15 protein-coding genes and 1 tRNA gene are annotated in these 16,455 nt (G+C 65.3%); 10 read left to right on the top strand and 6 right to left on the bottom strand.

Annotation, left to right across the window (positions count from 1 at the left end; genetic code table 11):
* Positions 1 to 363: 363 nt before the first annotated feature.
* The 4 genes from VN634_21785 to bioD all read left to right on the top strand — a co-directional run bounded on the left by VN634_21785 (position 364) and on the right by bioD (position 6,066).
* Positions 364 to 2,571: a hypothetical protein gene (locus tag VN634_21785; GenBank protein ID HXC53533.1), complete on the top strand. Its 2,208-nt coding sequence runs from the start codon at positions 364 to 366 to the stop codon at positions 2,569 to 2,571.
* Between the two features lie 116 nt (positions 2,572 to 2,687).
* Positions 2,688 to 3,923, top strand: coding sequence for an 8-amino-7-oxononanoate synthase (gene bioF, locus VN634_21780; protein HXC53532.1), 1,236 nt, complete (start codon positions 2,688 to 2,690; stop codon positions 3,921 to 3,923).
* A complete protein-coding gene (bioA, locus tag VN634_21775) occupies positions 3,916 to 5,340 on the top strand; it encodes an adenosylmethionine--8-amino-7-oxononanoate transaminase (GenBank protein ID HXC53531.1) in 1,425 nt (474 codons plus the stop codon). Before bioF ends, bioA begins: the two co-directional genes overlap by 8 nt.
* Positions 5,341 to 5,355: 15 nt before the next feature.
* Positions 5,356 to 6,066 carry a dethiobiotin synthase gene (gene bioD, locus VN634_21770; GenBank protein HXC53530.1) on the top strand — a complete coding sequence of 237 codons (711 nt, stop codon included), beginning with the start codon at positions 5,356 to 5,358 and terminating at the stop codon, positions 6,064 to 6,066.
* A gap of 55 nt (positions 6,067 to 6,121) precedes the next feature.
* On the opposite strand, the gene larC is transcribed toward bioD, so the two are convergent.
* Complete coding sequence (gene larC, locus VN634_21765) at positions 6,122 to 7,294, bottom strand: nickel pincer cofactor biosynthesis protein LarC (protein HXC53529.1); 1,173 nt, start codon at positions 7,292 to 7,294, stop codon at positions 6,122 to 6,124.
* 178 nt (positions 7,295 to 7,472) lie between these two features.
* Here larC and dksA point away from each other — a divergent pair, with 178 nt between their 5' ends.
* From dksA to VN634_21745, 4 genes are all read left to right on the top strand, one after another.
* Positions 7,473 to 7,853 carry an RNA polymerase-binding protein DksA gene (gene dksA / locus VN634_21760; protein HXC53528.1) on the top strand — a complete coding sequence of 127 codons (381 nt, stop codon included), beginning with the start codon at positions 7,473 to 7,475 and terminating at the stop codon, positions 7,851 to 7,853.
* 35 nt (positions 7,854 to 7,888) lie between these two features.
* Positions 7,889 to 7,964 (top strand) — tRNA-Ala (locus tag VN634_21755).
* Positions 7,965 to 8,147: 183 nt separating this feature from the next.
* Positions 8,148 to 8,588, top strand: a complete 441-nt coding sequence (locus VN634_21750) for a hypothetical protein (GenBank protein HXC53527.1) — start codon at positions 8,148 to 8,150, stop codon at positions 8,586 to 8,588.
* 31 nt (positions 8,589 to 8,619) lie between these two features.
* Entirely contained in the window at positions 8,620 to 8,916 is a 297-nt protein-coding gene (locus tag VN634_21745) for a hypothetical protein (GenBank protein ID HXC53526.1), read from the top strand.
* Here the strand turns inward: VN634_21745 and VN634_21740 are convergent.
* Positions 8,901 to 9,830: an NADP-dependent oxidoreductase gene (locus VN634_21740; GenBank protein ID HXC53525.1), complete on the bottom strand. Its 930-nt coding sequence runs from the start codon at positions 9,828 to 9,830 to the stop codon at positions 8,901 to 8,903. The genes VN634_21745 and VN634_21740 overlap by 16 nt on opposite strands.
* Before the next feature lie 105 nt (positions 9,831 to 9,935).
* Here VN634_21740 and VN634_21735 point away from each other — a divergent pair, with 105 nt between their 5' ends.
* Positions 9,936 to 10,889 (top strand): ParB N-terminal domain-containing protein, encoded by a 954-nt coding sequence (locus VN634_21735; GenBank protein ID HXC53524.1) that lies wholly within the window; start codon positions 9,936 to 9,938, stop codon positions 10,887 to 10,889.
* Positions 10,890 to 10,931: 42 nt separating this feature from the next.
* Here the strand turns inward: VN634_21735 and VN634_21730 are convergent, their stop codons facing one another.
* From VN634_21730 to VN634_21715, 4 genes are all read right to left on the bottom strand, one after another.
* Entirely contained in the window at positions 10,932 to 11,552 is a 621-nt protein-coding gene (locus VN634_21730) for a hypothetical protein (GenBank protein ID HXC53523.1), read from the bottom strand.
* Positions 11,553 to 11,861: 309 nt separating this feature from the next.
* Positions 11,862 to 12,512 (bottom strand): glutathione S-transferase family protein, encoded by a 651-nt coding sequence (locus VN634_21725; GenBank protein ID HXC53522.1) that lies wholly within the window; start codon positions 12,510 to 12,512, stop codon positions 11,862 to 11,864.
* Positions 12,513 to 12,556: 44 nt separating this feature from the next.
* On the bottom strand, positions 12,557 to 13,120 hold the full coding sequence (locus VN634_21720) for a hypothetical protein (protein ID HXC53521.1): 564 nt from the start codon (positions 13,118 to 13,120) through the stop codon (positions 12,557 to 12,559).
* A gap of 438 nt (positions 13,121 to 13,558) precedes the next feature.
* Positions 13,559 to 15,376, bottom strand: coding sequence for a hypothetical protein (locus VN634_21715; protein ID HXC53520.1), 1,818 nt, complete (start codon positions 15,374 to 15,376; stop codon positions 13,559 to 13,561).
* A 581-nt stretch (positions 15,377 to 15,957) separates the two neighbouring features.
* On the opposite strand from VN634_21715, the gene VN634_21710 reads away from it, so the two are divergent.
* Positions 15,958 to 16,449 carry an META domain-containing protein gene (locus VN634_21710; GenBank protein HXC53519.1) on the top strand — a complete coding sequence of 164 codons (492 nt, stop codon included), beginning with the start codon at positions 15,958 to 15,960 and terminating at the stop codon, positions 16,447 to 16,449.
* Positions 16,450 to 16,455 lie beyond the last annotated feature (6 nt).

Here is a 16,455-nt window from a genome sequence, read left to right as displayed (position 1 = left end):
GCGCGTCCGCGCCCGTAGCGGACGCAACTGCAGAGCAACTGCGTGTGTCGGTCGGCAAATCACCGTGCGCTCGCATCTTTTTGCGTGCGCGAACGGGTCTTCCCTCGACGCCGTGGTACGCGATTGCGTCGAAGCCCGCGCGCCGGTCGCGCAAATTTTCGACTTGACGAAGCGTGCGAGCGAGCGACGAACGGCGCGCAACGGCTGCTGTTTTGTCGTGCGCGACGGGTTTCGAACCTGCAGCCACGCTCGTTGCGCGCCGCCTCGCGTAACGCAGCCGGACTTGCCGGAAATTCGAATCGCGGTCTGAAGTCCTGTTCAGGACAGACGGGCAAGGGGCTGAGCAAAAAGGAGGTGGGCGCCATGATCGTCATGAAAACGATCAGGACGGCCCTTCGCAGTGACCGTCGGACCGATGGACGGCTGGCGCTCGCCGCGCTCGCTTCGTCGGCAGCCATCTCGTTCGCAGCCGCGACGACCGCGTCGGCACTCCCGTGCATCCAGGAGCGATTTGGCACCCCGCTCAACTGCACTGCCAACGACATCCGTATCACCGCGATCAACAACGTCGTGATCACCGACGACGGTTGCACGTCGAAAACCGATACCGTCACGTTCAACGCGACCCTCACCGTCGTGACGACGGCGACCTCACGCTACGACATCGGGCTGTTCATCGGCACCGACGGCGAGCAGGCGCTCGTCGGTGACTGCCGCGTGTTGACGCTGCCGACGGGCCCGTCGCCGTTCCGCGACCTCGACGGCGATCTTTGCGGCGACACGAGCTCTTCGATGATCGTCAACCTGCCGGTCACGAGCGTGACCGTCGCGTGCGTCGACGCCAACCAGAATCACAAGCTCGACGTCGCCAACTGCACGAGCTGGCAGCAGAACTCGAACGAGACCTGCACCGGCCCGGTCGACGTGCAGCCGGGTACGGCCGCCAAGTGCAACTGTCCGCTTACCCCGCTCGATATCGACATTTTCGTGCCGGAGCCGCTCTGCGAGAACGATGCGGAGTGCGCCGATCGCGCGATCGGATGCAACGACGCGATCTGCGATCCGATGAACGACGCGGCCGACGGCTTCGGATGCGTCCAGGTTCCCGAAAGCGCCGAGTGCCAGGACAACAAGTTCTGTAACGGCCGGGAAATCTGCACGCCCGCCGGAACGTGCGCACCCGGCACACCGATCGACTGCAGCGACGGGATCTCGTGTACCGTCGACGACTGCAGCGAGCAGCAGGACCGCTGCACGCACACCACGGACGATCGCGCGTGCGACAACCACCAGTTCTGCGACGGCTCCGAGATCTGCAGCCCGTTTGTCGGCTGTCAGCCAGGCACACCCGTCGACTGCGGCGACTCGATCTCGTGCACCGTCGACGCGTGCGACGAGGCGACCGACAAATGCACCCACGCGCCGAGCGACAACGCGTGCAGCAACGGCGAGTTCTGCGACGGAGTCGAAACCTGTACCGACAAGGGCTGCAAGCCAGGCGCGCCGGTCGACTGCAGTGATCCGTTCGCGTGCACGACCGACGTCTGTGACGATTCGATCGACGCGTGCCGGCATACTCCCGACGATACGGACTGCGCCGACGGCGTTTTCTGCAACGGCGTGGAAATCTGCAGCCCGACGCTCGGCTGCCGGAGCGGGCCGCCGCCGGTCTGCTCGGGATCGACAGGCTGCGCCGTCGACCGGTGCAGCGAGCAGGCCGATGCGTGCGAGAGCGTCCCCGACGATACCCTGTGCGACGACGGCAACGCCTGTACCGACGACCTCTGCGCACCATCGGGCGAGTGCAGCCATACCAACAACGACGCGCCGTGCAGCGACGGCAGCCCGTGCACGCCGCACGACCAATGCGTTGCAGGACAGTGCACCGGCACCGGCACAGTCTGTGGCGACGGCATCGTCGAGACCGGCTGCGGCGAGACGTGCGACCCCGACGATCACGAGATATGCAACAACCTGATCGACGACGACGGCGACGGGCTGATCGATTGCGCGGATCCCGACTGCGCCGAAGCACCGGAGCCGACCTGCACGGACGCGTGCCAGCCCGCGCCGCCATGCGTACCGCTCGCGCGCGATCCGGCGATCATCTACATCCCCGAGCTCGAGCAGGATCTCGCGAGCGAAGCCCGCGAGCGCCCGTCCGTCGGAAGATTCACGTTCCACGGAAGGATGGTGCCGGAGTCCGCGATCAATCCGCTCGTCGACGGTTTCGTGGTCTCGCTGACCAACGCCAACGGTGTGATCTACAGCGCCGAGGTCAAGCCGGTCGATCTCCAGGCCAGCGGCGAGAAGAGATGGTTCTACCGTGCGCCCGACGACGGCTCGCCGGTGCGCGAAGGCATCGCGAAGCTGCGCGTTCGCCGGCGCGTCGATCGCGGCGAAGTCGGCTTCGCGATCCGCGTGACGGCCTACGGCGATTTCTCGGCCGCGACGCTCCCGGTCATGACGACCCAGGTCTACTTCGGTGACGACGTCGCGTACGTGACCGCAGAATGGACGTCACGACCCGGGCGCTGGACGCTGTTCCCTGCCGATTACGACGGGCAGTGATCCTGCGCTGCCGGCAACAGACGGCTTCGGAAGTGTAAACCGGCAAGCGAGGACGCCGGTTGACTGCCGGGCTGGCCCGATGTTAGCCACCCGGCCAGCCCGGCAGGTCCCCATCGTTGGCAACATCCATCCAATCTGCGGCAGATCTTTGCGAAGCACTCGACGCCGCACGCGCGCGTCCCGATTTCGACAGCGTGCTCGCCGAAGAGCTTCGAGCGGTCGACGACCGCGGGCTTCTTCGCCGGCTGCGCGTCATCGGCGGCGCGCAGAACGGGACCGTGCTCGTCGACGGCCGCGAGGCCGTGCTGCTTTGCTCGAACAATTACCTCGGTCTCGCCAATCATCCGGAAGTCGTCGAAGCCGCGGCACGCGCGACGCGCGCGTTCGGCGCGAGCGCGGTTTCGTCACGCCTGATCTCCGGGCACATGACGGCGCACGCCGATCTCGAGGAGAGGATCGCCGCGTGGAAAAGCTCTGAGGCCGCGCTGCTGTTCTCGACCGGATATCACGCGAACGTCGGCGTGATCTGTTCGCTGGTCGGCGCGGGCGACGTCGTCGTCAGCGACGAGCTCAACCATGCGAGCATCATCGACGGATGCCGGCTGTCGCGCGCGCGCGTCGCCATCTACCGGCATAACGACGTCGAAAGCCTTCGCGAAACACTTGCAGGATGCGCAGACGCGCGCCGGGTCCTCGTCATCACCGAGTCGGTGTTCTCGATGGACGGCGACGCGGCGCCGCTTGCGGCCATCGCCGATGCGGCGGGCGAGCACGGCGCATGGCTGATGGTCGATGAAGCGCACGCTGCCGGCGTTTTCGGCCCGAACGGCGCGGGGCTTGCCGCAGAGCTCGGGCTCGCGTCGCGCATCGACATTCACATGGGAACGCTCGGAAAGGCGCTCGCGAGCTTCGGGTCGTATGTGGCCGGATCGCGCCGGCTCATCGACCACCTGATCAATCGCGCGCGGCCGTTCATCTTCACGACCGGGCTTCCGCCTTCGGCCGCAGCCGCAGCCGGCGCTGCGCTCGACGTGATCGCGCGCGAGCCAGAGCGTGCGGCAGGGCTTCGCGCACGTGCGCGAGCTCTCGGACAGAGCCTGCGCGATGCGGGCCTCGACGTACCGAACCTCGACAGCCAGATTCTTCCGGTCATGGTCGGCGATGCGCGTCGCGCGGTCGCGGCCGCTGCCCGTCTTCTCGAGCTCGGCTACTACGTCGCCGCGATCCGGCCGCCGACCGTGCCGGCGGGAACTTCGAGGCTGCGGCTCAGTCTCATGGCCACGCATACGTCCGAACAGATCGCGGGAGCTGCGAGCGCGCTCGCGAGCGTGCTTCGAGATGTCCATGACTGAGCTTCCCGCCGGATCCGCGCTGCCGCCGATCGCCGATGAGGTCGCGACGGCGCGAGCGAGCGAGCTTCTCGCGGACGACCGCCGTCATCTCTGGCATCCGTTCACGCAGACGAGCGAGTGGCTGTCGTACGATCCGATCATCGTCGAGTCGGCCGAAGGCTTCTGGCTGACCGACACAGCGGGAAGGCGTTATCTCGACGGCGTGTCGTCGCTGTGGTGCAACGTGCACGGCCATGGTCACCCGGCAATTGTCGCCGCGCTGCACGCGCAGCTCGACCGGCTGCAGCATTCGACGATGCTCGGGCTTTCGCACGTGCCGGCGATCGAGCTGGCGCGGCGGCTCGTCGAGATCACGCCGGCACCGCTAACGCGGGTCTTCTACTCGGACTCGGGATCGACATCGGTCGAAGTCGCGCTTCGCATGGCGTTCCAGTACCAGCTCCAGCGCGGGCAGCCCGGACGCTCGCGCTTCGTGACGCTGTCGGAGGCGTATCACGGCGATACCATCGGATCGGTCAGCCTCGGTTTTTCCGAGCCGTTTCATCGCGGCTACGAGCCGATCACGTTCCGCGTCTCGAAGTTCGATCCGCCGTATCTGTGCGAGCCCATCGCGGGCCGCGGCGCGTGCGACGAAACCTCGCTCGAAGCTGCCTCCAGCGTGAGCCTTGCGCGCCTCGAAGCGCTGCTCCAGCGCGAAGGCGAGACGGTTGCCGCGGTCGTGTTCGAGCCGCTCGTGCAGGGCGCGGCCGGGATCTGGCCGCAGCCGGCGTCGTTCGTGCGCGGCGTGCGCGAGCTCTGCGACCGTTTCGGATGCCTGATGGTCTGCGACGAGGTCGCGACGGGTTTCGGCCGCACCGGCACGATGTTCGCCGTCGAGCAGGCCGGCATCTCGCCGGACATCCTGTGCCTGGCGAAGGGCATCACGGGCGGCTACCTGCCGCTCGCCGCTACGCTTGCGACCGAAGACGTCTACGAAGCGTTTTCCGGCAGGCCTTCCGAGTACCGCGCGCTGTTTCACGGCCACACGTACGGCGGCAATCCGCTCGGATGCGCGGCTGCGATTGCGAGTCTCGACGTGTTCCGCACCGAGAACACGCTTGCCCATGCGGCGCGCGCGGCGATCCGGCTCGCCGAGCTGCTCGCCGATCACATCGCGCCGCTTTCTTGCACCGGTCCCGTTCGGCAAGTCGGCCTGATGGTCGGGTTCGACCTGTGGCGCGATCCGGAGCGCGGCGTGCGTTTCGATACCGACGAGCGTCGCGCGCATCGTGCCGTGCTGATCGCGAGAGAGAGCGGCGTCATCGTCCGACCGCTCGGCGATACGATGGTGCTGATGCCGCCGCTTTCGTTGCCCGAGCCGCTGCTCGAGCAGCTCGTCGTAACCGTTGCGCGCGCCGTCGAGCTCGCGACTCGCTGATTTCCGGGTGAGAGCTTGAGCGCGCGGGGAATCTTCCTGACGGGCACCGACACAGGTGCCGGAAAAACGATGGTATCGTGTGCGATCCTGCGCGCGCTCGCGCGACGCGGCATCAACGTCGCCGCCTGCAAGCCGGTCGAAACCGGATGCCGAACCGAAGACGGAGAGCTCGTCGGCTCCGATTGCGTGCGGATGGCAGCGGCGTCGGGGCAGAAACCAGCGGACGTGGCGGCTTACCTGTTCGCCGAGCCGGCGGCGCCGCTGGTCGCTGCGGAAGCCGAGGGTCGAACGATCGAGCGCGACCGGCTCATCGCGCATTTCAAGCGGATCGCCTCGAGCGCCGATTTTGTTCTGGTCGAAAGCGCGGGAGGCTTGATGGTGCCGCTTGCCGAAGGCTGCACCACGCGGGACCTCGTCATCGATCTCGGACTGCCGGTCGTCTGCGTCGTCGCGTCGCGGCTCGGATGCATCAATCATGCGCTGCTGACGTTCCAGGCGCTGCGCAACTCCGGAATCGTGCCGGTCGGCTTCGTCATGAACGAAGTCGCGTTCGACGAGGAGTTCGCGCTCGCGATCAAGACCAACCGCGCCGTGATCGGGCGCTTCGCCGAAACGACCGACCTCGGGTCGATGCCGTTCGTCGCCGAAGACCGTCGCGACGATCTCGAACACCTCGCCGATCTCGCCGAGCAGCATCTCGATCTCGACGCCATGCTCGGCCGATAAATCGGCAAATCGGGGACAGACACCGATTTCGCGAAAATCAGTGTCTGTCCCCGATTTACGACTTCAGCGCGGCGGCGCGTACGTCGGCGAATGGTTTTGCGGCGGCGATGGCCGCGCGCGCGACGTCTTCGAACTCGGGCTCGGCCGACTCGCTGCCGTCGGGGCGCACCACGGTCTTGACGCGGATCTTCCCGAATTCCGTCTCGACGACGTCGATTCGGCGGGCGAGCACGCTGCGGCCGGCTGCGCGGTAGCGGACGCCGATGCTCGACGTATGCAGCATCAAGGACGCCGACAGCTTTTCGAGCAGTCCGTAATCGGCGAGCACCGACACGCGCATGCCGAGGCGGTTCTTCTTCATCTGAAGCGGCAGCACGCTCACGTCGCGCGCACCGTCGGCGCGCAGCCGCTCGCAGGCATGAGCGAGCGCGGCAGGCGTCATGTCGTCGATGTCGGCTTCGATGACGACGACGTTCGCGTCACTCGCCTCGTCGGCGTTCCCGATGAACACCCGCAGCACGTTCGGCCGGTCGCGAAGGCGCATGGTCCCGGCGCCGCATCCCACCTGCTCGAGCGTCATGATCGGCCGCATCGGCTTTGCCATCGCGGCGAGGATCGCTGCGCCGGTCGGCGTCACGAGCTCGCCTTCGCCGTCGCCGGCTTTCACGTCGAACCCTGCGAGCAGAGCTGCCGTCGCGGGAGCCGGAATCGCGAGGCGTCCGTGTTCGGTATCGACAAAGCCCGAGCCGGTCGGAATCGTCGCGACCGTGCACGCATCGATGCCGAGCTGGTCGAGACACCAGGCCGCGCCGACGATATCGACGATCGAATCGACCGCGCCAACCTCGTGAAAGTGCACGTCGTCGATCGAGACGCCGTGAACTTTCGCCTCTGCCCGCGCGAGCACCTCGAAGATCGCAACCGCCCGCGAAAACGCACCTTCCGGCAGCCCGCGCTGCCTGCCCGTCTCGAGCATTTCGCGAATGTCCGGCCAGTGGCGGTGGTGCGAGTGCGCGGCGTGCTCGATCTCCACGTCGAAATGAAGCGCCCGGATTCCGCCGACTTCGACCTCGCTGGCGGCGATCCGGTAGTGCCCGAGGGGCACAGCCAGCAGCGCCTCGCGCAGCCTTGCGAGCGAAAGTCCGCGCGTGGCGCCGGCGTCGAGCAGGGACGCAACGGTCATGTCGCCGGCAATGCCGGAAGCGGCCTCGAAGTGGGCGATTTTCATGTCGCAATGTCCTTTCGGCCGCGATGCTGCGGCTGCTCTTCCGGCCAAGCGCTGTCGCGCGCTGGGCCTCGCGAGCGGGCGGCGGACCGTCCGGAAGTTCACTTGCTCCCGAAGGGTGCGATGCTACCATCCCCCGTTCTGCAACGCCGAGGGGCGTCCTATACCGGATACGAAAGCGATGTTCCGAACCCCGTTCACTGCCGAGCAACTCGAGATGTTCCGCCGGCTGCTTCACGCGCAGCGGTCGCAGCTCATGGAAGATGCCGGCAAGACGGTCACGAGGATGGGCGACGTTGCCGAGACATTCCCCGATCCGACCGACCGCGCGGCCTGGGAAAGCGACTCGACGCGAGACCTGCGGATCCGGGACCGGGAACGCAAGCTGATCGACAAGATCGAGGAGACGCTCCGCCGGATCGACGACGGAACGTTCGGGGAATGCGAGGAGTGCGGAGAAGTGATTTCGATCGGACGCCTCAAGGCGCGCCCCGTCACTACTCTTTGCATCGCATGTAAGGCAGAACAGGAAGCCGGCGAGCTCAAGCCCAACCGTATCTAGGACGGAATCGGGACTCGCCAGTCACACCAGGGTTTGGGGCAGTAGCTCAGCTGGGAGAGCACCACGTTCGCAACGTGGGGGTCGAGGGTTCGAATCCCTTCTGCTCCACCAAACCCTTCACATCCATCACGTCTGATCATCTCCCGATGACGTGATTGGAAATTCTCACTGCCAGGCTCCCGCACTCGACGAGGTCGGCTCGGATCGTGCGGAAACCCGACTGCGGCCGGGGTCGAGTATCAGCGAGCCAAGAGGCCTTGCCGAATGGTCGACAGCGATGCTGACTGAAAGTCGATGGGTGCGCGAAGGTCTACCCTGCTGGTGCAGGGCGCGTGGTATCTGGCAACGGGACTTTGGCCTGTCGTTCACATGCGCAGCTTCGAGGCGGTGACGGGTCGCAAGACCGACGATTGGCTCGTCAGGATGGTCGGGCTCCTTGCGACGGCGATCGGCGGTACTCTCGTTCTTCATTCCCGCAGCGAGGCCGCGCCGCCGCTGGCTGCGGCAACGGCAGCCAGCTTCCTCGCCGTCGATGTCGTGTACTCCGCGAACGGGACGATCTCGCCGATCTACCTGACGGATGCGGCACTGCAGACAGCCTTTCTGCTCGCGCTCGCGCGATCGCAGCCGGCGGTACCAATGGAGTCGACGCGTCTGCCGAGCGCGCGTGACACTCCGCCCGATCAAGCACCTCTGCGGCATGACCCGGAAGACCGCGTCCCTCGCTTACAATGATGGAGAGACGAGAGCCCTGATGGAGAAGGCGATGAAACACCCGAAGAAACACCGAAATTCGTCGCAACCACAGAATCAGCGGAAACAAGGCGAGCTCGGCCAGCCGCGAGAGCCGCAAGGTGACGTCAAGCATTTCGACAAGCACGGCGGCAAGCTCGACCACGATGGCAGGAGCGCGAAGAGCCAGCCGCAGGGAGATGCACAGGGGCAGCACGCCGATTCGCGCACGCGCTACGCGCACAGGGAAACGGCCGCCGATCACGAACGCATGCATCGGGAAGTCGAGCGCGAGCTGCGCGGCGACTCTTCGCGTCAGCGCGGCGGCTGAGCGATCTGCACCACCGACTTCCCGCGCTTGCCCTTCGTCTCGTACGCCTCGCGCGCGCGAGACAGCGGAAGCACGCGATCGACCACGGGCTTCAGGATGCCCTCGACGATCCATCCGGTAAGGTCTTCGAGCTGCGTGCGGTCGGGCTCGACGATGAAGGACGCTTCCCGCACGCGCAGATCCTTCGAGGTCATCGCGTCGTTGCTGATGGTCACCAGGCGTCCGCCGGGAGCGAGCACCTGCCACGAGCGATTCAGCGTCTCGCCGCCCACGGTATCGAGCACGAGATCGACTTCGCTGACCACGCTCTCGAAATTCACCGTATGGTAGTCGATCGTCTCATGCGCACCGATCTCACGGACGTACGATTCGTTGTGCGATGAGCACGTCGCGATCACGTGAGCGCCGCGCCAACGCGCAATCTGGACGGCAAACTGGCCCACGCCGCCGGCTCCTCCATGGATCAGAACACGATTACCGCTGGCAAGACGGCCGCGATGGATCAGCCCTTGCCATGCGGTCAGTGCCGAAATCGGTGTGATGGCGGCAGACAGCACGTCGATCGAATCCGGCCTCGGAATGACGAAGTCCGGACGCGTGATGCAGTACTCGGCGAGAGCTCCGTTGCAGAACCAGTCGCTCAGCCCGAACACCTGGTCGCCGACTGCGACACCGCGGGCATTCTCTCCGATCTCGACAACTTCGCCCGCGAATTCGTGCCCCGGGGTCACGGGAAAAGGCCGGGGCTGGGAGAGACGCGTGAACCACGTCGGAAACCACTCGAGCTCGCCGTGCGTCACGCCGGCGGCGTGCACCCGCACGAGGATCTCACCGGCGCCGGGCTTCGGAACCGGAGCGTCCTCGTAACGCAACACTTCGGGACCGCCACGCTCATGGATTCGAATTGCTTTCATCGGGTGAGTTCCGCGCCTTCCGCCAGCGCTGTTCCTAGCAGTCCGGGACGAATAGCTCCATCCGAGTTTTCATCGACCCGGCCACGCGGTTAATTTCCGGCAACCATGGGCGCAGCAAAAAAACGCACGCGCAAGAAAGCGGAGATCGAACCGCGCGGCCTCACGCCGCGTCAGGCTTGTCCCGACTCGCGGCCGGCAGCGATCGAAAAACTCGCGTCACTGATCGAACGCGACGGCGGCCAGGTGGCCGGTGCGTACCGCGATCCGCTCGGAGAGCTCTGGCAGATCGTCGCGGTGCTGCCGATCGACAAGGTCGAGCCGACGCCGTTCCAGCGTGATGTTTCCGAAGCGCACGCCAAACGGCTGTCGGAGCGCATCGGCGAGCTCGGCCGCTTTCTGGATCCGATCATCGTCGTCCGGCGCGACGACGGCGTCTACTGGACGCCGAACGGCAATCATCGCCTGCACGCGATGCGAAGCCTCGGTGCGCGCAGCGTTACCGTCCTGGTCGTCCCGGAGCCCGAGATCGCCTACCGGATCCTCGCGCTGAACACCGAGAAAGCGCACAACCTTCGCGAGAAGGCGCTCGAAGTGATTCGCATGGCGCGCGATCTCGCTACAGTCGATGACGCGGGCAGCGAGCGCGACTATGCGTCGATGTTCGAAGAGCCTGCGCTGCTGACGCTCGGTATCTGCTACGAGCGCAACGGCCGCTACGCGGGCGGCGTTTACCGGCCGGTGCTCGTGCGCACCGAATCGTTTCTCGCAAGTCGGCTCGCCAGGGCGATCACGACGAGGGAGGAGCGCGCCGACAAGCTGATGGCCCTCGATGAAGCCGTCGCAGCCGCCGTCTCCGCGCTCAAGGCGCGCGGCTTCGACAGTCCTTACCTCAAGAACTTCGTCGTCGCGCGCATCAATCCGCTGCGCTTCCAGCGCGGCGCTCGCGCGGATTTCGACGAGACGGTCGACAAGATGATCGGCTCGGCGAAGCGTTTCGATGCATCGAAGATCAAGGCCGACCAGGTCGCGCGCTCCGGCGGGCCGCCGGACGAAGCCTGAGTTGCAATAGACTTGCGTCCGCTGGGGTGCGCGCAGCGTGCGCTAGCGGGTCAACGTACCCGGGGATTTCTCCGGCATGCATGGCTCGTCATCGGCTCCGCGCGAGGCGATCACGGAATCCCGGTCCAGCGCCGCGAAGGCTTCGGTCGAATTCGTGTCGGCCTTCGCGAACTTCGACGTCCAGCACTGATGGGTGCTGCTGTTGATGAGCTGGACCACGACGTCGCTGTCCTTGTGCAACAGCTTCGACTTGCTCGCAGGCGGCGGCGCCGGAAAGCGCGAGCCCTCCGCCTTGAACCGGATCTTGCCTTTGCCCGAGGCCGAGGTCTTCAGAAGGATGCCGGTCACGCCTTCGTGCGTGTCGCGGAACGCGGAGTATTGCAGAACGTCGGCCGTCTTGTGTCTCCAGCTCCGACCTCCGTCGACGGCGAGCTGCAGGATGCGAAAGCGCGACCCCGAAAGACTGTCGTAGACACAGAGCGCAAACTTCGTCGTCCTCGTAGGATCGCCGATGTCTTCTTTGTCTACGGTTCCGCTGTTCCATCTCCAGACCAGCAGATTCTTCGCCTTGTCGGGACCGTTTTTGAAGATCAGCCGGCTCGAGCGCGGACTTTCGCATTCGGCCTGCGGTCGCGACGGACACGTGCCGGGCTCTTCGATCACGCCGGGGACATTGATGATCTCGGACTTCGCGACAATCTGCGGCGGACCGCCGGACGGAGTGGAACGGTGCGTGCCGGGACGGGGCCTGCTCTGGTGCGGACTAGCCGGACGACCCGCGCCCGGAGAAGGTCCGGGTCAAGAGGCGCCGGCAACGTTGGCGACGAGGAGCACGAGCAGGAGTGCAAGCGGGAACATTCGAGAGGCCACAGTACCGGCCGCGCAGACCAATGCAAAATCCTTCACGCCATACCGCGGAAGTCTCGTGCGCATCGTCACGAAGAGTCCTGCCGTGTCTCGCGTCAGGCCCGGTCAACTCTTTGGCGGACCGCTGTTGACAGCCAATTGTGCGGCGAACGCCCGCTGGTACGCAGGCCGTGCTTCACCGCGGGCCAGATACGCGGCCAGGTTCGGGAACTCGCCGAGCATGCCCGACGCCTTCAGCCGGAGCAGCACCGACACCATCAGAAGATCGCCGGCGCTGAACGCACCATCGAGCCAGTCGGCATCACCGAGGCGAACGGAAAGCTGGTCGAGCCGGACGCGGACGCGATCTTCCACAAGAGGAACGCGCTCGTCGCGCCACGGCTTGTCTGCCTCGAAGAGCCTGGCGGTCGTGAGCTCGAGGATCGGCGGCTCGACCGTGCTGAGCGCGGCAAACATCCATGTGATCGCCCGCGCGCGGGCATTGGCATCGTCCGGCAGCAAGCCCCGATGGCGCGTCGCGATATGAAGCACGATCGACCCCGTCTCGAACAGCGCGAGGTTGCCTTCTTCGTAAGTCGGAATCTGGCCGAAAGGATGCAGCGCCAGATGCGCCGGCTCCTTCATCGCACGGAACGAGACGAGTCGAACCTCATAAGGCTGGCCAGCTTCCTCGAGCGCCCAGCGAACGCGCGTGTCCCGCGCCAGTCCTTTGCCGCCGTCGGGCGAGCGTTCGAAGGCGGTAATGATGATCGTCATCGCAAGACTCCTGTCGGATCGGGATCGGTCGAGGCACTGAACGATCAGCGTCCGCCCGGATTCGGCACGACGACGTACGCGACCTCGCCATCGACGTAGACGCGAACATAGTACGTGTACTGGCACACGTAGTAGACGGTTCCGCCCTTGGGCTTCACGACGGGCAGGCAAGGCAGCTCGTAGTACACTTCTTCCTCCAGCGCGTCGTCATACCCTTCGTCGTACCCCTCCTCGTAGCCGTCGTAGTACTCGCCATCGTAGTAGTAGCCGCCGTAGTACCTGCGGCCGTGCTCGTCGACGTATTCCTGCAGATCCTCGCGGCGTTCGGTCCGACGCTCGTGACGCTCTTCGACACGCTCTTCGCGATCCTCTTCCCAGTCGCGCCTGCCGAAGTCTCCATCCGCTGCGCGACCGCGTGACCTGTACGAGCCGGCACGATCGCTTCGACCGAACGAGCCGCCCGCTGCCGACCCGCCGCGACTCACGCCGCCTCCGCCGCCGCCGCGTGACCCGCCGCCGAATCCGCGAGCAATCGCAGTCTCGGCCACTGCGGCGACAACGAGGATCGCTGCAGCGCATCGCGCCGCCTGATGGAACAACTGTCGCATGGTTTCTCCCGCGGACCCGGCTTCGCGCCCGAGTATGGATCACCCGTTTCTGTCGCGCCAACCGATCGAATGACTCGAACAATGCCGATCCTGACGCAGCCGCGTGTTCGCGCGGGACGGTTGGCGCTCGGGATCAAGCGGATGGCGGCGCGGGTCAAGCGCGGGAGATCGATCGTTCGTAGAGTGGCCTTGAAACGATCTTCCAGCCGATGCGGCCGAGGTTTGTCGCACGCGCGTTGATGCTGCCCCCGTGCATCACGCGTTCCGACAGATGCTCACCGCTCGCGCGCCGGTGCCGGGGCCTGTTCCCTCCAAGCAGGCTTCGGCGCCGGCGATGTCCCGCAAGAAAAAAGGCGGGGCCGCATCATGCGACCCCGCCTTTTCGTTCAGCTGCGGTGCGACCTGCGTCAGGCAGGTTTCACCATGTCCGCTCGAGCGTCACGGACACGAGTCGATCGTGCAGTTGTTGCTGGTTGCTTCCCTGCACGCTGCATCGCTCGAGCTCGGAGTGTCTCCCGGACAGAACCCGATGTCCTCGTTGCAAAGCTCCTGATCATGGCAGTTGTCCTCGAACGGCACGCACGGCTGAGGCAGACCGCCGAAGTCCGGGCACGCCGGGAAGTCGAAGCCGCAATTGACGAGCGGCTGGCTCTCGCACGTGCCGGACGCGCACTGGCCGCCGATCAGCTCACCGCCGTTGTTGAAGCAGTCGAGCAGCGCGACACACTCGCTTTCGGTGGGCGCTCCCTGCGGCGCGATGCCCTGGCAGACGAGATCGCAATCGGAGAACTCCGGAATGATCAGATCGCAGTTGTTGGCCGCGCCGCTCACGGCGCAGTTGAGCGCGGCGGCCACGAGCGCACGATAGAGCGAACGCTGCTGGACCGACTGGACCCGCACGCAGAGGCCCTCCAGCGCGGACGTCAGTCCGAGTCCCTGCAGGTACGGCTTGGTCGGATTGCTCGTCGTCGAGATCTGCTCGCCACAGACGTCGAGCGGTCCGACGGCATCGAGGAGCTGCTGCGTGACGTTCACCGCGGTCGCACCTCTCTTTGCTTCGAAGCCGCCGTGCGTCCCCCAGTAGCCGGCGGTGCGGCAGATCTCGCCGTCGATGACCGGCTCGCACTCGGTGAAGATGCACTTCTGCTCGAGCTCGCTGCACGTATCCTCGCTGCATTCCTTGCCGTCGTCACAGACGCGCGGCGTGCCCGTGCAGGTGCCGTCGCTGCAGGTGTCGTCGGTCGTGCAGAACAGGCCGTCGTCGCACGGATCGCTGTTGTTCGTATGCGTGCACTCGCCTGCGGCGCAGACGTCGTCGGTGCAGACCTTGCCGTCACTGGTGCACGTCGTTCCGTCCGCGGAGTGACTGTCGGCCGGGCACCCGCCCGAATTGCCGGTGCAGTTCTCGGCCGGATCGCAGCCACCGGTCGATGGACGACATGGCGTCGACGACGAGCTCTGCGTATTGGTCGGACAGGTGCCGCTCGTCCCGGTACAGTTTTCGGCTGGATCGCAGACGCCGGTCGACCCGCGGCAGATCGTTGCCGATGACGAGAATGGGAAGACGCAACCGAATCCGTCCGAGCCCTGAGCGCTCGGATCGCAGATGTTGTCCGTGCAGACGAGACCGTCGTCGCATTCCTCGCCGCTGATGCATTGCGGAACCGGGAGGTTCGTATTGACCGGCTCGCAATTGCACTTCGATTTGGTTCCCGGAAGTGCGTGCGCTTCGTCGGGGCAGTCGGTGTTGCTCGTATTCTGGCGCCACGTCGAGCACGCGCTGACGTCGAACAGACCATCGCCGTCGACATCCGCGCAGTTCGCGGTCACGTTGCTGACGGGAATCGAGATTTCGGCTCCGCTTGCTACGTCACCGCAGAAGTCGCCGTCGTTCACCGTTCCACCGGCAGGAATGGTCGTTACGGTGCAGTTCGCGGTTGCCGAGGTGTACGCATTCGGCCCGATATAGAAGCCGACGTCGTAACGTTCGGTCGCGTGCGAGACGACGTGCAGAACTCCGTTGAACCGGAACGTGTCTCCGAACGACGTACACCCGTCGAGAAGGTCGACGACCTCGATCGTCGCAATCGAAATGTCCTCTGCGGTGCAGACCGCGTCCTTGCCGTACGCTTGCCGAAGGCAGTTTTCGGCGTACGCGGGTCTCCCGCACGTCAATGCTGCGAGCACGGTGATCGCCACCCACGCGCGGCGGAATGTGAAAATGCGAAAGTGTTTTGCGGATTTTGTGTTGCTCATGAGACCCCCCGGTCGATCGATCATCCCGACCGAACTGGTTGAGTACGACGACAATTGAAAAAGCGTCGTGCGTCGTCCTCCCCAGGAACGCGTTCGACGCCGCGTTACTACGCAAATCGTTTGAGCCGCAGAGATCGGTACCGCAAGACCCACGGACGGGAGCGACAAATCGAAGAGACAAAAGAGACAGCCGCCCGGCCGAGTGAAGGGAATTTACTAGACCCACGACGGAGCGGGCCTTTCTTCAAGTCATGTCGACTGACCGCCGGTTCAGACGCGGGCGATATTTTTCAATGCGCTATTTTCATCGCCACGCTAGCGAGTGACGCTCCAGTTCACGCTGCAAGTCAGCACGTGTCGATTTCAGATCAGCCGTCGGGGAACAGCGTTCCACACAGGGAATGCGGGAACGATCCCGCAACGTTACGTTGTGAACCAGTTCGCGAGCATCGCACGCGTCGTACGTCGTGCGCGAAGTGTGGTAATTCGAACATTACGCTCGCCGGTCCTACAGCGCGGGTGTTCGGGAGTCGAAGCGGCCGTGGTTGCAATTGCCCCGCGAGTCGACGAACAGATCGATCATGAGATTCCGGGCTTTCTCGCTGGCGATCGCCTGTGCCGGCTGCTGCATCGCGGTGAGCACGCTCACCAGCGGTTGCTACATCAACCCGGGGGCGCAGACCCCCTATCCTCAGGTCGCGACTCCGCCGGGCAGCCTGGACCCCGCCTCTCCACTCGACATCGACTGGATGATCGTCTGGGTCGACGGCTTCGCGGGAGACCCGACGCGAGTCATTCCATTGCCGGGGTTGATCATGACGTCGCAAGGCACTCGGCTGGTCGGCAACACCTCGTGCAACCAGTTCACGGGCGGCCACGTCATCGATGTGCCGGCCCGGCGCATTCGCTTCACGAGCCTGCACAATGAGCGAAACTTCTGCCAGCCGGTCAATTCCGAAGCCGACGATGCCATCCTGCGGGCACTCGTCGCCACGGATGGCTTCGAACGACACGGCGACAAGCTCACGTTCACGTCCGATGGTCGCGACGTCATTCGACTGGTAGCGAAGTAGAGTTCC

It is taken from the genome of Candidatus Limnocylindrales bacterium, assembly GCA_035571835.1.
Classification (GTDB): Bacteria; Desulfobacterota; Binatia; order UBA1149; family CAITLU01; genus DATNBU01.
Note: the sequence above shows the minus strand (reverse complement) of the source record. Positions and strands in the feature narration are given on the sequence as shown.